The organism is uncultured Brachyspira sp. (assembly GCF_934747485.1).
Taxonomy (GTDB): Bacteria; Spirochaetota; Brachyspiria; order Brachyspirales; family Brachyspiraceae; genus Brachyspira.
Genome location: NZ_CAKVGN010000054.1, coordinates 1 through 20003 on the forward strand (window position 1 = coordinate 1; position 20003 = coordinate 20003).

Here is a 20003-nt window from a genome sequence, read left to right on the forward strand (position 1 = left end):
TTAAATTATGATACACCTATGCTATACTTTAAGAAATTAAGGAATTCCTAACTGCAATATGTCTGGCTCCTGTGCACAAATTTAAAAAAATCTTGGGTGGGTGCTAATAAATTCTAATTAAAACAAAAAATATAAAACAATTTTTAATGCCAAATAAAATTATAAAACCTTGAGGGTGGGGAGAGAGAATAAAATTTTTTTACTTTATCTACGTTCGCCCGCCCTTTATGCTTTCTTGTTTAAATAGTTAATTTTATTTTTTAGTTCTTTAAGAGTCGAAACTGTTAATATAGTGCCCGCCCAAGCTTTATTTAAGTTTAGAATTATAATACCGCACGGTGAGTAAAATTATAAAAATAGATGAATCAATAATTATAACTTTTATTATAAATAAGTGTATGTTTAGCGTGCGTTAAAAAAATTACCCAAGCATTAATAAATAATACTTGGGTGAAATTTTATTTTTTAAATAATATTGAAAATTATTTTAAATTGTCTTTGAAGAATTGTGATAATTTTTCAAAAGGAATTTTCTCCATATTGTCATATAAATCAACATGGTCAGCATCTTCTATTATTAAAAGTTCTTTTGGCTCTAACGCTTCTTTATAAACATCTTCAGAGTAGTATCTTGAATGAGCTTTATCACCTGCTACCAAAAGTATAGGAGTAGGTGAAACATCTTTAATATTAGCCATCAAAGTGAAATTCCAAAATGATATAGGCATTGTTGCAGTCCAAGATGTAACAAAATTTATAGCACGAGGATGATAAGCTCTTTTAGCATAATAATTATAGAATGCAGCAAATACAGGGTCAGCATTTTCTGGAAGCTCCTCTGGCACAACCATTGCAGAAGCTTGTATATTATTATTTGTATCAAAAGTAGGTTCATGATTTCCTAAAGCATAAGTTTTGCTTTCAGCATCTTTCCAACGCTGTTCGCTTAGATACTCCCTTATTTTTCTTCTTTGCTCAGGTGTATAATAATCTTGATGACCTCTGCTCATATCTCTTGACATATCGTACATTGAAAGAGTTGCAACAGCTTTTATTCTGGTATCAGTTCCTGCAGCAGTAATAGCCATACCAGAAAGTCCACAAATACCTATAGCACCAATGCGGTTTCTGTCTACATAATCAAGTAAGCCTAAATAATCTACAGCAGCACTATAATCTTCAGTGAATATATCAGGTGAAGAAGTATTTCTTACATCGCCTCCGCTCTCACCTGTAAAAGATGGGTCAAATGCTAAAGCAACAAAGCCATAAGTAGCCATCTCTTGTGCATATAATCCTGAAGCCTGTTCTTTAACTGCCCCAAATGGTCCAGATACAACTATAGCAGGATTTTTTTGATTAGTATAATTTTCTGGTAAATATAAATCCCCTGCTATCTCTATTCCATAACGATTTTTAAATCTTACTTTTTTCATTTCTATGTTTGTGTAAATTTTAAAAACTCTTGTATCCATTTCATCTCCTCCTTTAGATTGATTATTTTGATTGTTTTGTGATTGATTACAAGACACTAAAAAAATTAGAAGTAAAGATATTGATAATATTATTTTTTTCATTATAAATTTCCTTATATTGAGTATTTAATATATTTCTAAACTCTAATGTATTTCTAATGTTTTTATAACTTTAGCAGGCACTCCGACAACTATCACATTAGAAGGCACATCTTTATTGACTAAAGCACCAGCAGCTATTATTGAGTTATCACCTATAGTTACACCTCCAAGTATATTAGCTCCAGAGCCTATCCAAACATTATTTCCTATCACCACTTTTGATGGATATGTTGTGCTTCTATGCTCTAAATCAAAACCATGATTTAAGGTTGATATAGTAACATTCATTCCAAGAAACATATTGTCTCCTATAATTATTCCGCCTCTGTCTTGAAATGAGCAGCCGCAGTTAAAAAATACATTCTTTCCAATTTTAATGTTTCTTCCAAAGTCGCTGTAAAATGGCGGGAAACATGTAAAGCTTTCATCTATATTTTCGCCTGTTAGCTTTTCAAATAGTTTTCTTACTTCTTCTGGAGTGTGATAGCCATTATTAATTTCCATACATATTTTTATTGCATTTTGTGCACATTCATGCAAAAATGGTGAAAGCTCTTTATCAATGCTTGATACAGGGTTTCCGTCTTTGCAGTATTTTATAAACTCTTCGATATTCATTTATTATTCCTTATTTTTATTAACTATTTGTATTTTACAAAGAAAATGCATTATATCAAATATTTATGTGTTATATCTTTATATGCCTAAAAGGTATAGTATTTATATTAAACTTTAATATTCATTTACTATAATGAATTTGATTTTTTATCTCTTTTGTATAATACTTATTATATAGCGTTTATTATATTCAATTATAATAAATTATCTTAAAAATAAGGATTTGCGATGATAGAAAATTTTATACCTAATAAAAAAGTATTCGTTTTTGATACAAATGTTATACTGCATGATTTTAAATCAATATTCTCTTTTGAAGAAACTAATATTGTTATACCTATTACGGTTTTGGAAGAGGTTGATAAGTTTAAAAAAGGAAGCGATACAATTAATTTTAATGCGAGAGAGTTTATAAGGGAGCTCGATGCTATAGTTGAAAAAAATGAAAAAACTGAAGGGGTGAAAGACATATTCAAAAAGGGTGCTTTGCTTGATAATAAAAGTAAGGTGTTTGTTGATGTTAATAATGAAGAGAAAGAATATTTTAAAAAGATATTTGCAGGAAACATACCAGACCATAAGATACTATCTTGTGCTTATAATTTGAAGTCTGAAAATTATAGGGTAGTTCTCATTACAAAAGATATTAATATGAGAATGAAGGCAAGAAGCTTAGGTATAGATACTCAGGATTATAATACTGATAAAATAGATAAATTATCTTCATTATTTACAGGTATAGAAAGTATATCTGGAGACAATGCACGCGTTTATATAAAAGAGCTTCAAGAGAGTAAAGAGATAGGAGTTAAAGAAGAGCATTCAATTTATCCTAATACATATTTTTGCTACAGAGTAAATGAAGAAGATGATGCTGTAATAGGTAAATATAAAGATGATACTAATACTATAGTTTATGTTGATAGTAATATTAATGCTTATGGTATAAGCCCAAGAAATGAAGAGCAGTCTATGGCTTTGGACGTTTTGCTTGATAATAATATACCTTTAGTTACAATAATGGGTAAAGCGGGTACTGGTAAAACGCTTTTAGCTCTTGCTGCCGCTTTAGAAAAAAGGAGAGAGTATAGGCAAATACTTTTAGCTCGTCCGATTGTTGCTCTTTCTAATAAAGATTTAGGTTTTTTGCCGGGGGACGTTAATAGTAAATTAGACCCTTATATGCAGCCTTTATTTGATAACCTTTCAGTTATACAGCATATTCACTCTGATGACAGCGATGAAAGTAAGAACATTAAAAAAATGCTTGAAAATGAAAAGATAGTAATTTCTCCTTTAGCATATATTAGAGGAAGAAGCTTAAATAGAATATATTTTATAGTAGATGAAGCACAGAACTTAACTCCTCATGAAATAAAAACTATTATAACAAGAGCAGGCGAAGGCACAAAAATAGTATTCACAGGGGATATTCACCAGATAGATACTCCTTATTTAGATGAAAGAAACAATGGACTTACTTATTTAATAGACAGAACAAAGGGAGAAGTTTTAAGCGGCACTGTAACACTTGAGAAAGGAGAGCGTTCAAAACTTGCAGAGCTTGCTGCGAATGTATTGTAAAATTATTAAATAATAGTAAAGCATAAAGAGTGAATTCCGCCCTTTATGCTTTTTTATTTTTTACTTAAAATAAAATTTATATAAAATTTTTTGATTAATTAAAAAAGCATTCCCACCCAAATTTTTATTAACTTAAAAAATTTATTTAACGCACGGTGAGCAGAATTTTATTTATAATTAAAATTGATATTTTTATTGACTTATATTTATAACTTTACTTAGCGTGCGGTTGATAATGTAACTTGAAATAATTCTATATTAATTCATTGACTTTATATTTGTACATGTTAAATTACATATCAATTATAAAATATTAAAGGATAGTACTATGAAAAAAATTATACTTTTTCTATCAATTATAGCTGTACTTTTCAGCTGTAATTCAAATAAAACAGATAATGCTTCAAATACTCAGATGTATGATTTTAAAGCAGAAATATCATTTGATGGTTCATCTTCATTAGCACCAGTAATGGCATCTATTGGAAATAAATTTATGGAAGAATATGTTACTTGGGATAAAGTATCTTCTGATTTACCTAATGAAAAAATATCTATATATGTATCATCAGCAGGCTCTGGTGCAGGAGTAAAAAGTATATTAGATAATACAGCAAATTTTGGTATGCTTGCAAGAAAAATAAGAGATAATGAAAAAGCACAGATGACAAATTATAAAGAGTTTTTAGTTGCTTCTGATGCTTTAACAGTATCAGTTAATGCTAAAAATCCAATAGTAAAAATTAAAGATAATTTGGATTCTGATACTATTAGAAAAATATTCTCTGGTGAATACAAATATTGGAGCGATGTAGATTCTTCTTTACCTCAAAAAGAAATAGTTGTAATAATAAGAGATTTAAGCGGCGGAGCTTATGAGGTTTTCCAAGAATCTATAATGGGTGAAACACAAATATCGCCTAATGCTATACAATCTCCTTCAATGGGAGCTTTGGGAACAAAAATAGTAGAAAATGAAAATGCTATAGGTTATGCTTCTTATGGAGTTTATAATCAAAATAAAGATAATTTGTTTGCTTTTAAAGTTGATGGAGTAGAGCCTACTAAAGAAAATATTTTAAATGGACAATACAAAATACAAAGACCACTGATGTTTATTAAAAACTCAGAGCTTTCTAAAAATGAAAGTGCATTTGTAGATTATGTATTCAGTGATGTAGGAAAACAAATAGTAGAAGAAAATGGATATATTCCTGTTGAATAATAAATTAGTAAGTAGTTTTGATGTTGGAATATTCTGATATTATTAAAAAAAATAATAAATCTAATCTTAATGATTTAAAAGAAAAACTTTTTTCTTTGATTATAACAATACTATCTTTTTTATGTATTATTGTATTGGCATTCATTATATTTTTTATAATAAAAGAGAGTATTCCAATATTAAAACATATAGGTATATATAATTTTGTATTCGGCAAAGTATGGCGTCCATTAGCTTTTGGAGTTTCAGAGAGTTATGGCATTTTTTATATTATACTCTCTACAATATATACTGCCATGTTTTCTACATTTATAAGTTTATTTATAGGTATAGGGTTTAGTATATTTTTAGTATTTGCCGCAAATGATTTTGTACGTTCTTTCTCTCTTTCTTTAATGGATTTAATAGTTGCTGTTCCTTCTGTGATATATGGTTTTATAGGATTGGTAATAATAGTAAAATTTTTTGAACATATACCAATACTCAATATGTCTGCAGGTGAGTCTGTTTTAGCAGCAAGTTTGCTTCTTTCTTTTATAATACTTCCTTTTATAATATCTACTGTTACAGAAAGTATGATGATGTTAAAAAAAGGTTATAATAATGCATCACTTTCACTTGGTATAGATAAATGGTATATGGTATCATCTCTTATTTTACCAAATTCAAAGAATGCTATTTTTATTGGATTTATACTTGCTATATCTAGGGCATTAGGTGAGACTATGGCAGTTATGATGGTGATAGGTAATTCTTTAGTTTTGCCTAAATTATTAGGAAAGGGTGAAACTATAGCGTCTTTAATTGCTTTGGAGATAGGAATGGCTGAAGTTAAAAGTTTGCATTATAGTGCTTTATTTGCAAGCGGTGCTATACTAATGCTAACTTTATCTATTATAAATGTGTCTGTGCATTTTTTGAAGAGATATTTACTCAAATTGGAATTATGAGAAATTTAATTAGAATATGGTCTTTTATAAGTTTTGCTGTAATTATTTTTATAACAGCATTCATATTTGTTTTTATATTTTATAAAGGAAGAAATGCTTTAAGCTTTGATTTTTTATTGGGTAAACCCGAAGGCATTATACTTGGCAAAGAAGGCGGAATATTTCCAGCAATAGTTGGAAGTTTATATACATCTATGATATCAGCTATTATATCATCTATGTTTGGAATATCGGCAGGTATATATTTGGTGTTTTATAATAAAAATAAATATATTAATTCTTGTTTTGATATAGTTTTTCAATGTATAGCGGGAATACCTTCTGTTGTGTTAGGATTATTCGGATATGCAATGCTTGTATTATATTTAGGGTTTGGAAAATCAATATTATCTATGGCAATAACTCAATCTATTATGATTCTTCCTTTTATATCAATAAGAATAAAGAAGGTATTAAAAGAATTGAATACTGATATTATAAATAGTTCTTATGCTTTGGGTATAAGTAAATCATATACAATAATTCATATAGTATTAAAAGAAATAGGAATAAAGGCTTTATCTATAGTGATGCTTGCCAGCTCTTTGGCTATAGGGGCTGCAGCTCCTTTAATATTTACTGGTGCTGTTATTAATGCTCCTTTAACTACATCAATATTTAAACCTTCTATGGTGCTTCCTTATCATTTATATATACTTCTCACTCAGGGGATATCTGAATTAAATGCTTATGCTACTGCTTTTGTACTTCTTTTTATTGTTTTAATATTAAACTTTTTTGCAGTATTTTTAAGATTTTTAAAAATTACTAAATCGGGTATAAAACATGAATAATTCTATTTTACAATTAAAAAATATTTCTATGTATTATGGAGATAAAAAGATACTTGATAATATAAATATAGATTTTGAAAAAAATAAAATTACTTCCATAATAGGGCCAAGCGGATGCGGTAAAAGCACATTGTTAAAAACTATAAATAAAATAATACTTGAAGAGAATGATGCTGTTGTAGAAGGCAATATTTATTTTAATAATATAAATACTAATGATATACCAATAGAAACATTGAGAAAAAATATAGGCATAGTATTTCAAACTCCAATTCCTTTTCCTATGACAATTTATAAAAATATAAGTTATGCTTTAAAATATTATGGATTTAATAAAAAACAAATAGAAGAAAAAGTAGAATATATATTAAAACTTACAAGTCTTTATGATGAAGTAAAAGATAAATTAAATACTTCAGCTTTAAAATTAAGCGGCGGACAAAAACAAAGACTTTGCATTGCAAGAAGTTTAAGTGTGGAGCCTGATATACTTCTTCTTGATGAGCCTTGTTCTTCTTTAGATATTATTAATTCAAATAAAATAGAAGACACATTATTGAGCTTAAAAGAAAAATACACAATTATAATAGTAACTCATAATATAGCACAGGCTAGAAGAATATCAGATAATGGGGTATTTATGTATGATGGTAAAATTTTATCAAGCGGTAAGATTAATGAAATTTTTAATAATAATGAAAACACTATAATACAAAATTATATAAAACTTATGGATAATTAAAAAATAAAAAAAAAATTAAACCTTGATAAATATTATCTAAATTATATAATTCAATTAAAAATTGTTGGAAAATATTTATGGAAGAAAATATTCGTTGGAAACAGAGATTTAACCATTTTGAGAAAGCTTTTAATTTGTTAAAAAGTGTTTTTGAAGATAAAAAAATAGAAGAATTATCATTATTAGAAAAAGAAGGGGTTGTTCAGAGATTTGAATATACTTATGAATTAGCTTGGAAAACTCTAAAAGATTATTTGGAATATAATGGAAGTTTAAACAATATAGATATATCACCAAGAAATATTTTTAAAGAAGCTTATTCAGCAAAAATTATTAAAAATCAAGATATATTTATAGATATGATGTTAAGCCGTAATTTACTTTCTCATACTTATGATTTTGTTAAGTTTGAAGAGATTTTTAAAAGAATAGAAAATGATTATTTAAAAGTATTATATGAATTATATAATTTCTTTTTGGAGAGGATAAACTCTTAATGCTTGATGAAAAAATATTAAAAGAAATTAGAAATATTTGTGCTAAGTATAAAAATATAGAGAAAGTTATGTTGTTCGGTTCAAGAGCAGTAGATAAAGAAAAATACAATTCTGATATAGATTTGGCTGTAATAGGAGAGTTTGATTTTTTATTTTGTGAGAGATTAAAAGAAGAGTTTGAAAATATACCAACGCTTTTAAAATTTGATGTTGTGGATTATAATAATATTACTAATCAAGAATTAATAAACGATATAAACAAATACGGCAAAGTTATTTATAATAAAAAAAATTAATTAATTTTTATAAATACTGTCTATCATATATTTTAATTTTGTTGCTTCTATTTGTCCGGGTGCTGATGCTCTTTTGGCAGAAGCAAATGTAATTGCAGAATAAAATAATCTTGTTATAACGCCTTCTTCTCCCATTGATATTGATATGAGAGGTATATTGTTTATTTCATTATGAAGTTCTAGTATTGTTAATACATCTTTTTGCTTCTTTGGAGTATAGGCTACTTTTGCTATATCAGCTTTTAATCTTATCATTTTTTTTATTCTATGAATTATTTCAATTTTGTTTGGAGTTTTATTAAAATCATGATTAGAAAGAATTGTTTTGATATTTTCTTTTTTTGATAATTTTATTAATTCTTTTATATCATTTTCTTTTAGTGTTAATAATTCTATATCTATAATAGAAAATAATTTTTTATCTATTATGGTTTTATAAATATTAATCATACTCTCATAGGTATTAGATTTTATATTTAGATTTCCGCCTTCTTTAACACTTCTTAAAGTAAATATTATAGGTTTAGTTGTGCATTTTTTTATCTCTTTAGAAATCTCTTCTATATTGTTGTCACTGTCTTCATAAAAATCAGCACGCCATTCTATTAAATCTATAGGAAGTTTATCTATTTCTTTTATATATTTTAAAACATCTTTTTTATGTTTTTCTATAACAGGAATACATATTTTAGGAACGCCATCGCCAATATTAACATTTTTTACTTTAATCATAATAACTCCGTTAATAGTTTTTAATTAAATATAATATTTTTTATATAATCTACAGGCATCTTTTTAGAAGTCCATATCTCAAAAGCTAATGCCCCCTGATATAAAAGCATACCCATTCCATTAATTATTTTGCAATTTTCTTTTTCTGCTATTTGTAACAATTTTGTTTTTGCAGGGCTATATATACAATCGGCAACAATTAAATCATCTCTAAAAAATGTTTTATCTTCTATAATTGAAGCATCATCTTTCATACCAACACTTGTGGCATTAATTAATAATTTGCTGCCATCTATTTGTTTTTTTAATTCTTTTTTATTATCCAAAGTATAAAGCTCTATTTTGCAATTAGTTTTATCTTGAATATTGTCTATTATCTTTTTTTGCTCAGTCCAATTATTATCTCTTTTAAAAACAGATATTTCTTTTACGCCATAAAGAGCAAACTCTGTGATTATAGAAATAGCAGCCCCTCCAATACCGAGTATTGTAAGATTGCTGTCTTTTATATTAATATTTTCTTCTTCGATAGATTTTATAAAACCTTTTCCATCTGTAGAGTGTCCTGTTAAAACTCCATTATCATTAACTATAGTATTTACGCTTTGAGATAGACTTGCAGATTCTGAAATATTATCTAAATACTGTATAACTTCTTTTTTATTCGGCATAGATAAATTAACGCCTCTCATATTAAGAGTTTTTATAGATGCTACAGCTTCTTTTAAATTATTTTTATCTACTTCAAAAGCTAAATACACATAATCTAATGATAGTTTTTCAAAAGATTTATTATGCATTATTGGCGATAAACTATGTTTGCAAGGTGAAGCAAAAAGGGCAGTTAATGTTGTCTTTGCTGTTATATTCATTTTAAAATTATCCTGTGTATTCTTCTATATATCTTTTCATCAGCAGTTTTATTGTATCTTTATCGGCATCGAGTGAGGCTATATCGAATGCATCAATCATTATTTTGCGTTCTTCTGGAGTTAAACATTGTACCGGGTCTTTTGCTATAAATAATTTTTTGTATTGTGATGGTATTAGAGTTTCATCGTCCATTAGAATCTCTTCGTATAATTTTTCACCTTCTCTTATACCTGTAAAAATAATAGGAATATCTTTCTCAGTAAGCCCGTACATTTTAAGCATATTTTTTGCTAAATCTAATATCTTTACAGGTTTACCCATATCCAAAGTAAATATAACTCCGTCATTAAGCGTACAAGCCTTTATTACTAATCTTGCTGCCTCTCTTATTGACATAAAAAACCTAACCATTTCAGGGTGCGTAACTGTTAGAGGTTTTCCTTCTCTAATCTGTCTTTCAAAAACTGGTATTACGCTTCCGCTGCTTCCTAATACATTGCCGAATCTTGTTATTTTAAATTTAGTATTATTTTGTTCATGCGAGAGGGACATTATCATTCTTTCGCATATTCTTTTGCTTGCCCCCATAAGTGATGTTGGACGTACTGCTTTGTCTGTTGATATAAATATAAAGTTTTTAATATTGTTTTTAATTGCCAATGTAGCTATATTCTCTGTTGCTAATATATTATTTTTAATTGCTTCTTCTGGGTATTCTTCCATAAACGGCAAATGCTTATGTGCTGCAGCATGAAATATTATATCTGGATTTTCTTGCTTTAATATTTTATCTACTTTTACATAATCTCTAACATTAGATATAATATATTTAAACTTGTGTTTGTTTTTTTCATTTTTTCTATCATTCAAAGACATTATAAGACTATGTATAGCACTTTCAGAGTTATCTAAAGCCATTACTTTTTTTACAGGAAGAGTTACTAATTGTCTTACAAGCTCACTGCCGATAGAGCCTCCTCCGCCTGTAACTAATATTGTTTTATCTTTATAATAATCAGATATCTCTTTTTCATCAAAACCAATCTCTTCTCTTCCAAGTAAATCTGATGGCTCAATGTTTCTAATGTCTTTAATAGAGGCATTTCCTTTTATTATTTCAAAAAATCCTGGAAGTATTTTATATTTTATTGATGTAGGGTATATTATATCTAGTATTTCAAGTAGTTCTTTTTGTTTAAGTGTAGGTATTGCTATAATAATTTCTTCTATTTCTATATTATCATTTTTATATTTATTTATAATTTTTTCTATATCTTTGACTTTGCCTTCAACTTTTATAATGCAATTATCAATATTAATTTCTTTTTTATTTTCATCATCATCTAAAAAGCAAAGTATATTATATTCATTACTATCATCAGAAGTTAATATTTCATAAGCAAGGGTTTCTCCTGCATTTCCAGCCCCAATGATAACAATATTTTTTTTATTCATTATAAGTCCCAAAATTATTTTTTAATAATTCATTATAGTATAAATTTTTTATTATACAAGTTTTAAAATTTATTTACCGCACGGTGAGTAATTTTTTATTTATGATATAAGTTGTATTTTAATTTAGTTTATATTTTTTATTGATTTAGCGTGCGTTGTATAAGCAAACAAATTTAAAAAAATCTTGGGTGGGTGCTAATATTTGAGTGTAAAATAAAAAATAAAAATAAATCAAAAATAACAGTAAGTACAAAAAGACTTGAGGGTGGGGATTGTAATTTAAATTGTAAAACTAATTACAAATCCCACCCCTTATGCTTATTGTTTAGATAAAAAATATAATAGTTATTATTTTTTTGTTTCATTAGTAGAAGCACTGCCCGCCCAGTTTTTATTAGAAAGTGTTATATATTTACCGCACGGTGAGTAATTTTTTATTTATAATATAAGTTGTATTTTAATTTAGTTTATATTTTTTGTTGATTTAACGTGCGTAGTGTTTATGCTTCATTTGATTGTTTGTAAAATATTTCAATTTAAATTGTTAGAAAACTTGACAAATAGAAGTATAAAAATATAATGAATATATTATATTAAAGGACTAAAAATGATAAAAAATATTATATCAGATATAGGAAATGTTTTATTTAAATTTGATGTTGCTTCTTATCTTCATAAACATAGTGATAATGTAGATGTAGATGAGTTTTTAAATAAGACTGTAGGAGATAAAAATTGGAGTTTAATGGATAAAGGAGATTTATCTTTTAATGATGCTAAAAATTATTTTTTATCTGCTTGTCCTAAATATAAATTTATTTTAAAACAAATATTTGATTCTTATTTAGGAGATGTATTATCTATACATCATAATATAGAAATATTAAAAGAGTATAAATTGAAAGGTTATAATATATATTATTTATCTAATATGCCAATAGAAACTTTTAATGTAATAAGAAAAAAAACTGACTTTTTTGATACAGCTTGTTTAGGCGGTATAATTTCTGCAGATGTAAGGATTATTAAGCCAAGCAGAGCTATATATGAATTATTATTAAAAAAGTATAAACTAAATGCAAAAGAATGTTTGTTTATAGATGATAATTTGGATAATGTTGCTGCCGCTCAAAAAATTGGTATAAAATCAATACATTTAAAAAATATAGATGATTTATCTTTGGAATTAAAAAATATAGAGTATTATGAAAATAATTAAAGATTTCTTTATAAAAATTAAAAATCGTTATGGCGGTTTATATTTATTAATAGTCTCTATATTTATATTATTAGATTTAATTGCTTCTATATATATAAGCAGTTTCGTATATGAGCCTAATACGAGCGACTTAATATATATGTTCTTTACTCTTTTTTTGCCTTCATCAAGTATTATAGTTGGTGTAGTTACTATTGTTAAATTTGTATTAGAGGCTTTAAAAAAAAAAGAAGGCTCTCATCTTAAACTTGCTATAGTATCAATAATGACTTTTATGACAGTTATCACAAGTTTAGTTGTTAGTAAAATGTCTTATTATATAATAGAATCTAACTTGAATCTATTTACCGATAATAGTATTAATGATTCTTTATCATATATAATAGAAGTTTCTAATGATGAAATAGTTAATAAACAAAATAGTATATTAAATAGTATATCCAATTCATATGCCAATTATTTAAATAATATAGATTTATCTGATACTTCAAAAATAAGTAATATAATATATAGAGATAATATTTTTACCAATATAATTTTTGTTTCTAATTCATATTATGGCTACAGTACAATTTTATTTAATTCTCAAAATTATGTACCTCTTGATATTAATTATAGATTTTCTTTGGATAAAATCACATTTGCTAATAGCGAATATAATGGACTCTTTTATATTAATGCTATAGTTCCGCTTAGAGATGTAAATCATTATGCTATTATTTTTGACAGCATGCCTAGTAATTATATTAATGTTAGGAATAATGCTTTGAAGGCTTTTAGAATATATAATTCAATTAATATGTTTACAGGAGAGTTTTCAATAGTTTTAAAACTTTTATATATATTTATATTAGGGATATCTACATTTATATCTATTATTTTTGGTATAATATTTTCTAGTTTTATAACAAGACCTATAAGTTTGCTTCTTAATGCTACAAATTCTATTATTAATTCAGATTTTGATGTTGAAATGAAATTTTCTGGAGTTCATGACCTTAGAAATCTGATTTATAGATTCAATGTTATGGCGAGGGCTTTAAAATATCATAGAGATAAAGAAAAAATAAGAGTATCATTAGAAACTTGGAAAGAAGCTGCTATTAAAGTGGCACATGAAATAAAAAATCCTCTTATGCCTATTATGATGAATGCAGAATTAATAGAGAAGAGATTAAAAAATGAGATGTCTGATAATGATTTGGATAAGATAAAAAAATCCATTAATATAATTATTAAAAATTCTAACAGCATTCTATCTTTAGTGAAATCTTTTTCAGAGTTTTCTTTTAATATAAAACTTTCTAATGAAAAAGAGTCTATTAATAATGTACTTGCAGAAGTTTTTGAATCTTTTAAAAATACTCCTAATGTTAAATTTCAAACATCATTTTCTAAAATGGATTGTTTTATTAACATGGATAGAGAGAAACTTATAATTGCTTTTAGAAATTTGATAAAGAATGCTATAGAGGCTATGGATAATAATAATAAAGAATCTTTAATATATTTATCCAGCTATCATGAAGTTTTGGATAGTCAGGAGTTTTTTACTGTTAGTATTACAGATACAGGTAATGGTATAAATGAAAATGATTTGAGAAGGATTTTTGAGCCATATTTTACTTCTAAAGATAAAGGTACAGGTATAGGTCTTTCTATAGTGGAAAAGATTATTAACGAACATAATGGTATGATAGATGTAGATTCAATAATAGGCGAGGGTACCACATTTTTTGTTAGATTTAAAAATTAAACCTATTAATTGTTAAAATATTGCATTATTTTGTTTATATTAGAACTATTATCAATATATTTTATATCAAGTTTTTTCGCTTCTTCTTTTAAATCTTCGTCTATGTTTTCTGATATGAAAAATATTTGAAAGTTTAATTGGTTATTTGCTTTTTTTAATTCTGTAATAAATTCTATAACATTAATCCATACTAAATTAGGATTAAATATTAGTATTTCTATATTATATTTGTATATTTTGCTCATAAGTTCATACAAGTTTTCTGCAGTTAAGACTTTTATTGATGAACTTTCAAGCAGGGCTTTGATTTTATTTAGGGTAATACCATCATCATCTACTAATATAACAGTATTTTCTTTCATAAATAATCCAAAGAATTAAGTATTATATTTACCGAGAGAGGGAATCGAACCCTCACTGAGTCGCCCCAATCAGATTTTGAGTCTGACGTGTCTACCAATTTCACCATCTCGGCTTAAAAAACAGCTATATTATAGTATATAATTATATAAAAATCAAGCATATTTTTTACATAAATAAATATACATGTTTGCATGTGGATATTAATGTGATAAACAACACAATATTATATTTTTTATATGAGTTGAATATTTAAAAAAATTCTACAACAAGTATTGCTATTTATAAAAAAATTGTTTATTATAATAAATTTTATATTAAAAAAGATTAAAGGAGTCGATTATGAGTCATCAACACAGAGGGCAGTGGGGTACTCGTGCAGGATTTATATTAGCTGCTATAGGTTCTGCTGTTGGTTTGGGAAATATATGGCGTTTTCCATATATGGTAGCATCTAATGGCGGAGGAGCTTTTATGATAGTATTCCTCATCGCTATGCTTACTGCTGGTATACCTATCATGATATTAGAGTTTTCTATTGGTCATAAAACACATAGGAGTGCACCCGGAGCTTTAAAATTCCTCAATTCAAAATGGGAATGGTTAGGCTGGCTTCAAGTGTTTACTTGTTTTGCTATAGTTATTTATTATTCTGTTATTATAGCTTGGTCATTATCTTATGGATTGTTTTCGCTTCAAGGATTAAAATGGGGAACTGATACTGTTGGTTTCTTTACTGGGGAATATTTAAAATTAGAAAGCGGTTTTTCTCTTGGTAATTTTAATTTGAGTGTAGCTATTCCTTTAATTATAGTTTGGGTGATAATATTTGCTTCTGTTATAGGCGGTGTTAAAGATGGTATAGAAAAGGCTAATAAAATTTTTATGCCTTTGCTTGCTATACTTGTAGTAATCATACTTATTAGAGGTATTACTTTACCTGGTGCTTTAGCAGGACTTGATTATATGTTTAAGCCTGATTTCTCTAAATTGCTTAATCCTCAAGTATGGATTGCTGCTTATGGTCAGGTATTTTATAGTATGTCTGTTGCTTTTGGTATAATGATTACATATTCTAGTTATTTGCCTGATGATTCTGATATTGCTAATAATGCATTTATGACTGGTTTTGCTGATACTAGCTTTAGTTTATTTGCTGGTTTAACTGTATTTAGCATAATGGGTTATATGGCTTATTCTCAAGGTAAAGAAGTTGCTGAGGTTGCTGGAAGCGGCGGTATAGGTTTAGCTTTCATGGTATTCCCTGAGGCTATTAATGCTTTACCTGGCTTAAATGGAATATTTGGTTTAGTATTCTTCTTGGTGCTTTCTTTTGCAGGACTTACTTCTGCTATATCACTTGCTGAGGTTGTTATATCTTCTTTTATAGATAAGTTCCATTTCAACAGAAAAAAAGTTGCTGTTGTTGTTATATTAATACAGGGTTTAATTTCTATGGTTTATGCTACAGGAAGCGGACTAAACATACTTGATATAGTAGATGCTTTCCTTAATAATTATAATATAGTAGTAAGCGGTCTTATAGAGATAGTATTAGTTGCTTGGGTATACAAATTGGGCGATTTCAAAGAGCTTATTAATAAAGTTAGTGAGTTTAGAGTTGGATTATGGTGGGATTTCTGTTTGAAGTTTTTAACTCCAATATTCTTAGCTATAATGTTGGCTTTAAAACTTATAAACGATTTCCAAAAACCTTATGGAAACTATCCTCAAGCTGCTTTAATAATATTAGGCTGGTCTATGCCTATATTGGCTTTTATAGTTGGTATTATACTTGCCAAACTTAAAGATAGAACTTTAAATAGTTAATAGGAGGTATTGTATATGAGTACAGATTCTGCAATATTTATGGCACTTAGCCTTATAGTGATATGGGGCGGCTTTATCTTTTTTGTAAGCATAGGTGCTAGAAAGAAATAAAAATAAATAAAAAGAAATAAGTAAAAATAATAGGGGGCGACAAAATCCCCCTTTTTTATGTGTTTTTTATTTTTTAGAATTAAAGAAATATGATGATGCTAAACTTGAAAATATACCAGAAGCTACAGCTATAGCAATACTTTTTATTTCTAATATATCATTTGTAGTTAGCATCTTCTATTTTAAGGTAAAATTAGGTGAAGCATATATATAATAAAAACAGCTATTAAAAATAGAGAACACACTATTATTCCAGAAATTTTCACACAAAAAATAAACTTTTTTTCATTTATATTTTGTTTCTTTTCTTCTCTCTCTGCTATTGTATCCAAATCTTTATTATTATTATCTTTTGGGTCAAATTGATTACTTAAATCTTTATTAATTTTTACTTTTTTATATAATATAGTATATTTCCTTATGTAAGGATTTTTAGTATAAAATTTTTTTAAAAATATCATTGCTTGCTTTTTTGATGTATTATTAAAATAAAAAAAAGAAAGCTTATAATACCAAACTTTTATTATTAATCATAACCCTTCATATCTGTATTTACCGCCTGATATAGCATTTAAACTAAATCTCCTGTAAACAAGTTTGAACCCATAACTATAGCTGCCTGATGACTCTATCTTATAGTCTCCGTTTTCAGATACAGCGGCTATTGTTCCGTCTTTTAATACCCTCATACTCTGCCTAAAAGAAGTCATATTATCATAATCATTGTAAATATACCACTTTCCGCTATCATGCGGTGTAAGAGGGTAAAATATATTTGTTACAATTTCCCAATTCTGCCCTTCATTAAAACTTATATATAAAGCATTCGCATTTTTTACAGTATTATGAACATTGTTAACATTTGTTGTTGCACGGTTAGGAGAAGAATGCAGTAATATAATAGCTTCTTTAGAATATCCGCCTTCAGCCAATTTTATTTTTCCCCCTGCTGTGCTTCCGCAGTTATGCTGAGGTAAGCCTGTAGGACTGAAGCTCGATATATTTCCCTCTAAAGAATCTGCTAAAAACCAAGCTAAATCAGCCTGTTTATTATAATCATTCGTACTGTTTTCAGCGGCAGCTATAAGCAGTTTACCGTCTTTTCTTTCAGCTATTATTTTTGCAAATCTATGATCTTGATAAAGTGTTTTTGACCCTATTTTCCAATTAGTTCCATTATCCGTAGAATAAAGTATAGCGAAGCCCTCTGCTTTATTTCCATCTTTCTTTTTATAATCTATAATACAGGCTAAAGTGCCGTTGCGTAAAGTAATTCCGCTGTCAGGGCTTGTATAAAATCTATTAAAATTATCTTTTAAAAGAGGTTTAAATATATTAGTATCTAAATCTTCCCATTCAGTCCACTCTGCGTATTCGGTTTTAGGTATGCTTACCGATTTTGATATTACAGAAGGCGTATCGTCTTGTGAATTAGCAAAACCGTTTCCGCCTACAGCAAGCACAATAACTTCTGAATTATTATTTTTATTATTTACAAAGGCAATAGGAGAGCCGTGAGATTTAAGACTGCTTCCCCCTACAAGCTGTGTAAGATAAATAAAATTTTTAGCATTTTTAGAAATAGCCGCATAAACATCTGTTCTCTTTGCTGAGTCTCCATTTACGCCTATAATATCAGGATAATCGTTGTCTCTTCTTTCATATAAAAATAATATATAGTTATCAGGGGTTGCAATTATAGAAGGTGAGTTAAACCTAAAGTCTCCTGTTCCTAAAACAGTTGATTTGTAATTAAGAGTGCTTTGCTGTGATGGGCTTAGCATCCATTGTAGGTCTGTATTTCTTATACGAAAACTTGAATAAAACAAATCTGTACCGCATCCAAGCAATAGAAAAGCAGACATCATTAAAATTACAATTTTTTTCATCATTAAATAAACCCTTATAATAAAGAAGGATATACGGTAAATGCATCCTTCTTCTATTAAACTATTATCCGTCAATTATTTTGTTTGATTAGCTATATAAGCCTGACTGAATCTGCTGAAGTAAATATAGAACGGTCTTGTAGCAGCATCTGTAACTTTACCGCCTTCAGCAATCATTACTATAGTACCGTCACCTAATACATCCATAGAAGATGATTTAGAGTTTCCGGTATAAGCACCGCCGAGTTGAAAACTCTTGCCTTGTTGATTTGCAAAATCAGCATCAACTAATCTTATAGCTAAATTTTGTTCAGTCTCCAAAACATGAGAAAGTATAGCCTGCTTAGTACCGCCGCTTATTTTTTTAGGGTCATATGATGCATCGCCGAACCAATTCGGAACAACTAAAGTACCTGCAGAACCATCGCTTCCTTGTATATTAGCTGAACTAGGAGCTTGAGGACCTTTACCCTGACTTATTCTTTTTGTATCAGAGCTTACTGCTAAATAAACATAATCATTTTCACTAGCTCCTTTCGGTATGCGGGTTTCTTTTACAACTCCGCTGCCGTTAGGCATATCTGCTCTTTTCATTGTTGCTGTCCAAGTAACTTCATTATTATTTCCAACTGTTCCTGTGTAAAGCACATAGCCGAATTTGCTTGGGCTTACAGTATAATCAGCTAATGTAACAGGAAGAAGAAGAGTTTTTCCGTCCTCTGCAACAGTTCCTCTTGCTGAGTGCGTGCCGTACTGAGTATATCCGTTTTTAGCTACACTGCCTGGATCTTGAATGTCTTTCCATGCACCGAAATCTCCGACAGTATTATCTTTAATATCTGCTACGGAGTATGCTAATTTTGAAACTTTACCTGTTCCTTCATTATAAACACCGCTTGATAAGCCTATGCCTGCTGAAGCTACTACTATAATTTTATTATTTATTTTATCATAAAAAACTATAGGAGCACCGTGAGCATTTTCAGGACCTGTAGATTTTCCTCCTACATATTTAACATCTCCCAAAGCAGTGCTGAAGCTTATTCCTGAATTTTTGCTTTGTACATAAGCTATGCTTACGCCATTATCGCCTGTTAAAGCTACATCGTTGCCTGCCCCTGTTGTTTGGTGTCTTATTTCATAAAATACAACTACAGTTTTGTTGCCTACTACAGTAATTACAGGGTTACGCATATAATCTCCATTTTGATATTTAGCAACTTCTGTAGATTTCTGTATAGGTCTTTCCTTATACTTATCTAATTCAGCTGAATCAGGCATCAATCCTCCTGTAGCATCTAAATTCTCAGGCGGCTTAACTTCATCTTCTTTAGTAGGACCGTCTCCTGTTGGGGCTGTTGATGCTTTCTTACAGCCTGCAAACACTAAGCTTAAAGCCATAAGTAAAGATAATAAATAAATAATCTTTTTACTCATATAAAAATCTCCCTATAAA

The 20003-nt window shown here is 28.0% G+C and carries 20 protein-coding genes and 1 tRNA gene; 11 read left to right on the top strand and 10 right to left on the bottom strand.

Translation table 11 applies throughout. The features are described 5' to 3' along the window. Positions 1-482: 482 nt before the first annotated feature. Both Q0H31_RS09845 and Q0H31_RS09850 read right to left on the bottom strand, forming a co-directional pair. Complete coding sequence (locus Q0H31_RS09845; protein WP_295297742.1) at positions 483-1577, bottom strand: alpha/beta hydrolase; 1095 nt, start codon at positions 1575-1577, stop codon at positions 483-485. Between the two features lie 42 nt (positions 1578-1619). Next, positions 1620-2195 (bottom strand): DapH/DapD/GlmU-related protein, encoded by a 576-nt coding sequence (locus tag Q0H31_RS09850; RefSeq protein WP_295297744.1) that lies wholly within the window; start codon positions 2193-2195, stop codon positions 1620-1622. A 228-nt stretch (positions 2196-2423) separates the two neighbouring features. Here Q0H31_RS09850 and Q0H31_RS09855 point away from each other — a divergent pair, with 228 nt between their 5' ends. From Q0H31_RS09855 to Q0H31_RS09885, 7 genes are all read left to right on the top strand, one after another. Then, positions 2424-3779, top strand: coding sequence for a PhoH family protein (locus tag Q0H31_RS09855; protein ID WP_295297746.1), 1356 nt, complete (start codon positions 2424-2426; stop codon positions 3777-3779). Positions 3780-4107: 328 nt separating this feature from the next. Further along, positions 4108-5004: a phosphate ABC transporter substrate-binding protein gene (locus Q0H31_RS09860; protein WP_295297749.1), complete on the top strand. Its 897-nt coding sequence runs from the start codon at positions 4108-4110 to the stop codon at positions 5002-5004. Positions 5005-5024: 20 nt separating this feature from the next. Beyond that, the gene (gene pstC / locus Q0H31_RS09865) at positions 5025-5954 is read left to right on the top strand and encodes a phosphate ABC transporter permease subunit PstC (RefSeq protein ID WP_295297751.1); all 930 of its coding nucleotides are present in this window, start codon (positions 5025-5027) and stop codon (positions 5952-5954) included. Next, positions 5951-6787 carry a PstA family ABC transporter permease gene (locus tag Q0H31_RS09870; protein ID WP_295297753.1) on the top strand — a complete coding sequence of 279 codons (837 nt, stop codon included), beginning with the start codon at positions 5951-5953 and terminating at the stop codon, positions 6785-6787. The genes pstC and Q0H31_RS09870 overlap by 4 nt, the downstream gene beginning before the upstream one ends. After that, positions 6780-7529 (top strand): phosphate ABC transporter ATP-binding protein, encoded by a 750-nt coding sequence (locus Q0H31_RS09875; protein WP_295297755.1) that lies wholly within the window; start codon positions 6780-6782, stop codon positions 7527-7529. Before Q0H31_RS09870 ends, Q0H31_RS09875 begins: the two co-directional genes overlap by 8 nt. 77 nt (positions 7530-7606) lie before the next feature. After that, a complete protein-coding gene (locus Q0H31_RS09880; RefSeq protein WP_295297757.1) occupies positions 7607-8026 on the top strand; it encodes a nucleotidyltransferase substrate binding protein in 420 nt (139 codons plus the stop codon). Then, complete coding sequence (locus Q0H31_RS09885) at positions 8026-8322, top strand: nucleotidyltransferase domain-containing protein (protein ID WP_295297759.1); 297 nt, start codon at positions 8026-8028, stop codon at positions 8320-8322. The genes Q0H31_RS09880 and Q0H31_RS09885 overlap by 1 nt, the downstream gene beginning before the upstream one ends. On the opposite strand, the gene aroD is transcribed toward Q0H31_RS09885, so the two are convergent. The 3 genes from aroD to Q0H31_RS09900 are packed head-to-tail and all read right to left on the bottom strand — an operon-like array spanning position 8323 to position 11382. After that, positions 8323-9054, bottom strand: coding sequence for a type I 3-dehydroquinate dehydratase (gene aroD / locus Q0H31_RS09890; RefSeq protein WP_295297761.1), 732 nt, complete (start codon positions 9052-9054; stop codon positions 8323-8325). It lies immediately after the preceding gene. A 20-nt stretch (positions 9055-9074) separates the two neighbouring features. Then, on the bottom strand, positions 9075-9926 hold the full coding sequence (aroE, locus tag Q0H31_RS09895; protein WP_295297762.1) for a shikimate dehydrogenase: 852 nt from the start codon (positions 9924-9926) through the stop codon (positions 9075-9077). Positions 9927-9933: 7 nt separating this feature from the next. Next, positions 9934-11382, bottom strand: coding sequence for a nucleoside-diphosphate sugar epimerase/dehydratase (locus Q0H31_RS09900; RefSeq protein WP_295297764.1), 1449 nt, complete (start codon positions 11380-11382; stop codon positions 9934-9936). A 607-nt stretch (positions 11383-11989) separates the two neighbouring features. On the opposite strand from Q0H31_RS09900, the gene Q0H31_RS09905 reads away from it, so the two are divergent. Then, the gene (locus tag Q0H31_RS09905; RefSeq protein ID WP_295297766.1) at positions 11990-12601 is read left to right on the top strand and encodes an HAD family phosphatase; all 612 of its coding nucleotides are present in this window, start codon (positions 11990-11992) and stop codon (positions 12599-12601) included. Further along, positions 12588-14357: an ATP-binding protein gene (locus Q0H31_RS09910; protein ID WP_295297767.1), complete on the top strand. Its 1770-nt coding sequence runs from the start codon at positions 12588-12590 to the stop codon at positions 14355-14357. Before Q0H31_RS09905 ends, Q0H31_RS09910 begins: the two co-directional genes overlap by 14 nt. A gap of 5 nt (positions 14358-14362) precedes the next feature. Here the strand turns inward: Q0H31_RS09910 and Q0H31_RS09915 are convergent, their stop codons facing one another. Together Q0H31_RS09915 and Q0H31_RS09920 are read right to left on the bottom strand one after the other, a co-directional pair. Next, a complete protein-coding gene (locus Q0H31_RS09915; protein WP_295297768.1) occupies positions 14363-14719 on the bottom strand; it encodes a response regulator in 357 nt (118 codons plus the stop codon). 29 nt (positions 14720-14748) lie between these two features. Further along, positions 14749-14832, bottom strand: a tRNA-Leu gene (locus tag Q0H31_RS09920). Positions 14833-15059: 227 nt separating this feature from the next. Here Q0H31_RS09920 and Q0H31_RS09925 point away from each other — a divergent pair. Together Q0H31_RS09925 and Q0H31_RS09930 are read left to right on the top strand one after the other, a co-directional pair. Continuing rightward, a complete protein-coding gene (locus tag Q0H31_RS09925; protein WP_295297770.1) occupies positions 15060-16547 on the top strand; it encodes a sodium-dependent transporter in 1488 nt (495 codons plus the stop codon). Between the two features lie 15 nt (positions 16548-16562). Further along, positions 16563-16658, top strand: a complete 96-nt coding sequence (locus Q0H31_RS09930; RefSeq protein ID WP_295297772.1) for a MetS family NSS transporter small subunit — start codon at positions 16563-16565, stop codon at positions 16656-16658. 182 nt (positions 16659-16840) lie between these two features. Here the strand turns inward: Q0H31_RS09930 and Q0H31_RS09935 are convergent, their stop codons facing one another. The 3 genes from Q0H31_RS09935 to Q0H31_RS09945 all read right to left on the bottom strand — a co-directional run bounded on the left by Q0H31_RS09935 (position 16841) and on the right by Q0H31_RS09945 (position 19984). Further along, complete coding sequence (locus Q0H31_RS09935; RefSeq protein ID WP_295297774.1) at positions 16841-17119, bottom strand: hypothetical protein; 279 nt, start codon at positions 17117-17119, stop codon at positions 16841-16843. Positions 17120-17188: 69 nt separating this feature from the next. After that, positions 17189-18550 carry a sialidase family protein gene (locus tag Q0H31_RS09940; RefSeq protein WP_295297776.1) on the bottom strand — a complete coding sequence of 454 codons (1362 nt, stop codon included), beginning with the start codon at positions 18548-18550 and terminating at the stop codon, positions 17189-17191. 72 nt (positions 18551-18622) lie between these two features. Beyond that, entirely contained in the window at positions 18623-19984 is a 1362-nt protein-coding gene (locus Q0H31_RS09945; protein WP_295297777.1) for a sialidase family protein, read from the bottom strand. Positions 19985-20003: the final 19 nt, after the last annotated feature.

Excerpts from the sequence above, each read along its gene's own strand:
- Q0H31_RS09845 (WP_295297742.1), bottom strand. The coding sequence starts at position 1,577 with ATGAAAAAAATAATATTATCAATATCTTTACTTCTAATTTTTTTAGTG.
- Q0H31_RS09850 (WP_295297744.1), bottom strand. The coding sequence starts at position 2,195 with ATGAATATCGAAGAGTTTATAAAATACTGCAAAGACGGAAACCCTGTA.
- Q0H31_RS09855 (WP_295297746.1), top strand. The coding sequence starts at position 2,424 with ATGATAGAAAATTTTATACCTAATAAAAAAGTATTCGTTTTTGATACA.
- Q0H31_RS09860 (WP_295297749.1), top strand. The coding sequence starts at position 4,108 with ATGAAAAAAATTATACTTTTTCTATCAATTATAGCTGTACTTTTCAGC.
- pstC (WP_295297751.1), top strand. The coding sequence starts at position 5,025 with ATGTTGGAATATTCTGATATTATTAAAAAAAATAATAAATCTAATCTT.
- Q0H31_RS09870 (WP_295297753.1), top strand. The coding sequence starts at position 5,951 with ATGAGAAATTTAATTAGAATATGGTCTTTTATAAGTTTTGCTGTAATT.
- Q0H31_RS09875 (WP_295297755.1), top strand. The coding sequence starts at position 6,780 with ATGAATAATTCTATTTTACAATTAAAAAATATTTCTATGTATTATGGA.
- Q0H31_RS09880 (WP_295297757.1), top strand. The coding sequence starts at position 7,607 with ATGGAAGAAAATATTCGTTGGAAACAGAGATTTAACCATTTTGAGAAA.
- Q0H31_RS09885 (WP_295297759.1), top strand. The coding sequence starts at position 8,026 with ATGCTTGATGAAAAAATATTAAAAGAAATTAGAAATATTTGTGCTAAG.
- aroD (WP_295297761.1), bottom strand. The coding sequence starts at position 9,054 with ATGATTAAAGTAAAAAATGTTAATATTGGCGATGGCGTTCCTAAAATA.
- aroE (WP_295297762.1), bottom strand. The coding sequence starts at position 9,926 with ATGAATATAACAGCAAAGACAACATTAACTGCCCTTTTTGCTTCACCT.
- Q0H31_RS09900 (WP_295297764.1), bottom strand. The coding sequence starts at position 11,382 with ATGAATAAAAAAAATATTGTTATCATTGGGGCTGGAAATGCAGGAGAA.
- Q0H31_RS09905 (WP_295297766.1), top strand. The coding sequence starts at position 11,990 with ATGATAAAAAATATTATATCAGATATAGGAAATGTTTTATTTAAATTT.
- Q0H31_RS09910 (WP_295297767.1), top strand. The coding sequence starts at position 12,588 with ATGAAAATAATTAAAGATTTCTTTATAAAAATTAAAAATCGTTATGGC.
- Q0H31_RS09915 (WP_295297768.1), bottom strand. The coding sequence starts at position 14,719 with ATGAAAGAAAATACTGTTATATTAGTAGATGATGATGGTATTACCCTA.
- Q0H31_RS09925 (WP_295297770.1), top strand. The coding sequence starts at position 15,060 with ATGAGTCATCAACACAGAGGGCAGTGGGGTACTCGTGCAGGATTTATA.
- Q0H31_RS09930 (WP_295297772.1), top strand. The coding sequence starts at position 16,563 with ATGAGTACAGATTCTGCAATATTTATGGCACTTAGCCTTATAGTGATA.
- Q0H31_RS09935 (WP_295297774.1), bottom strand. The coding sequence starts at position 17,119 with ATGATATTTTTAAAAAAATTTTATACTAAAAATCCTTACATAAGGAAA.
- Q0H31_RS09940 (WP_295297776.1), bottom strand. The coding sequence starts at position 18,550 with ATGATGAAAAAAATTGTAATTTTAATGATGTCTGCTTTTCTATTGCTT.
- Q0H31_RS09945 (WP_295297777.1), bottom strand. The coding sequence starts at position 19,984 with ATGAGTAAAAAGATTATTTATTTATTATCTTTACTTATGGCTTTAAGC.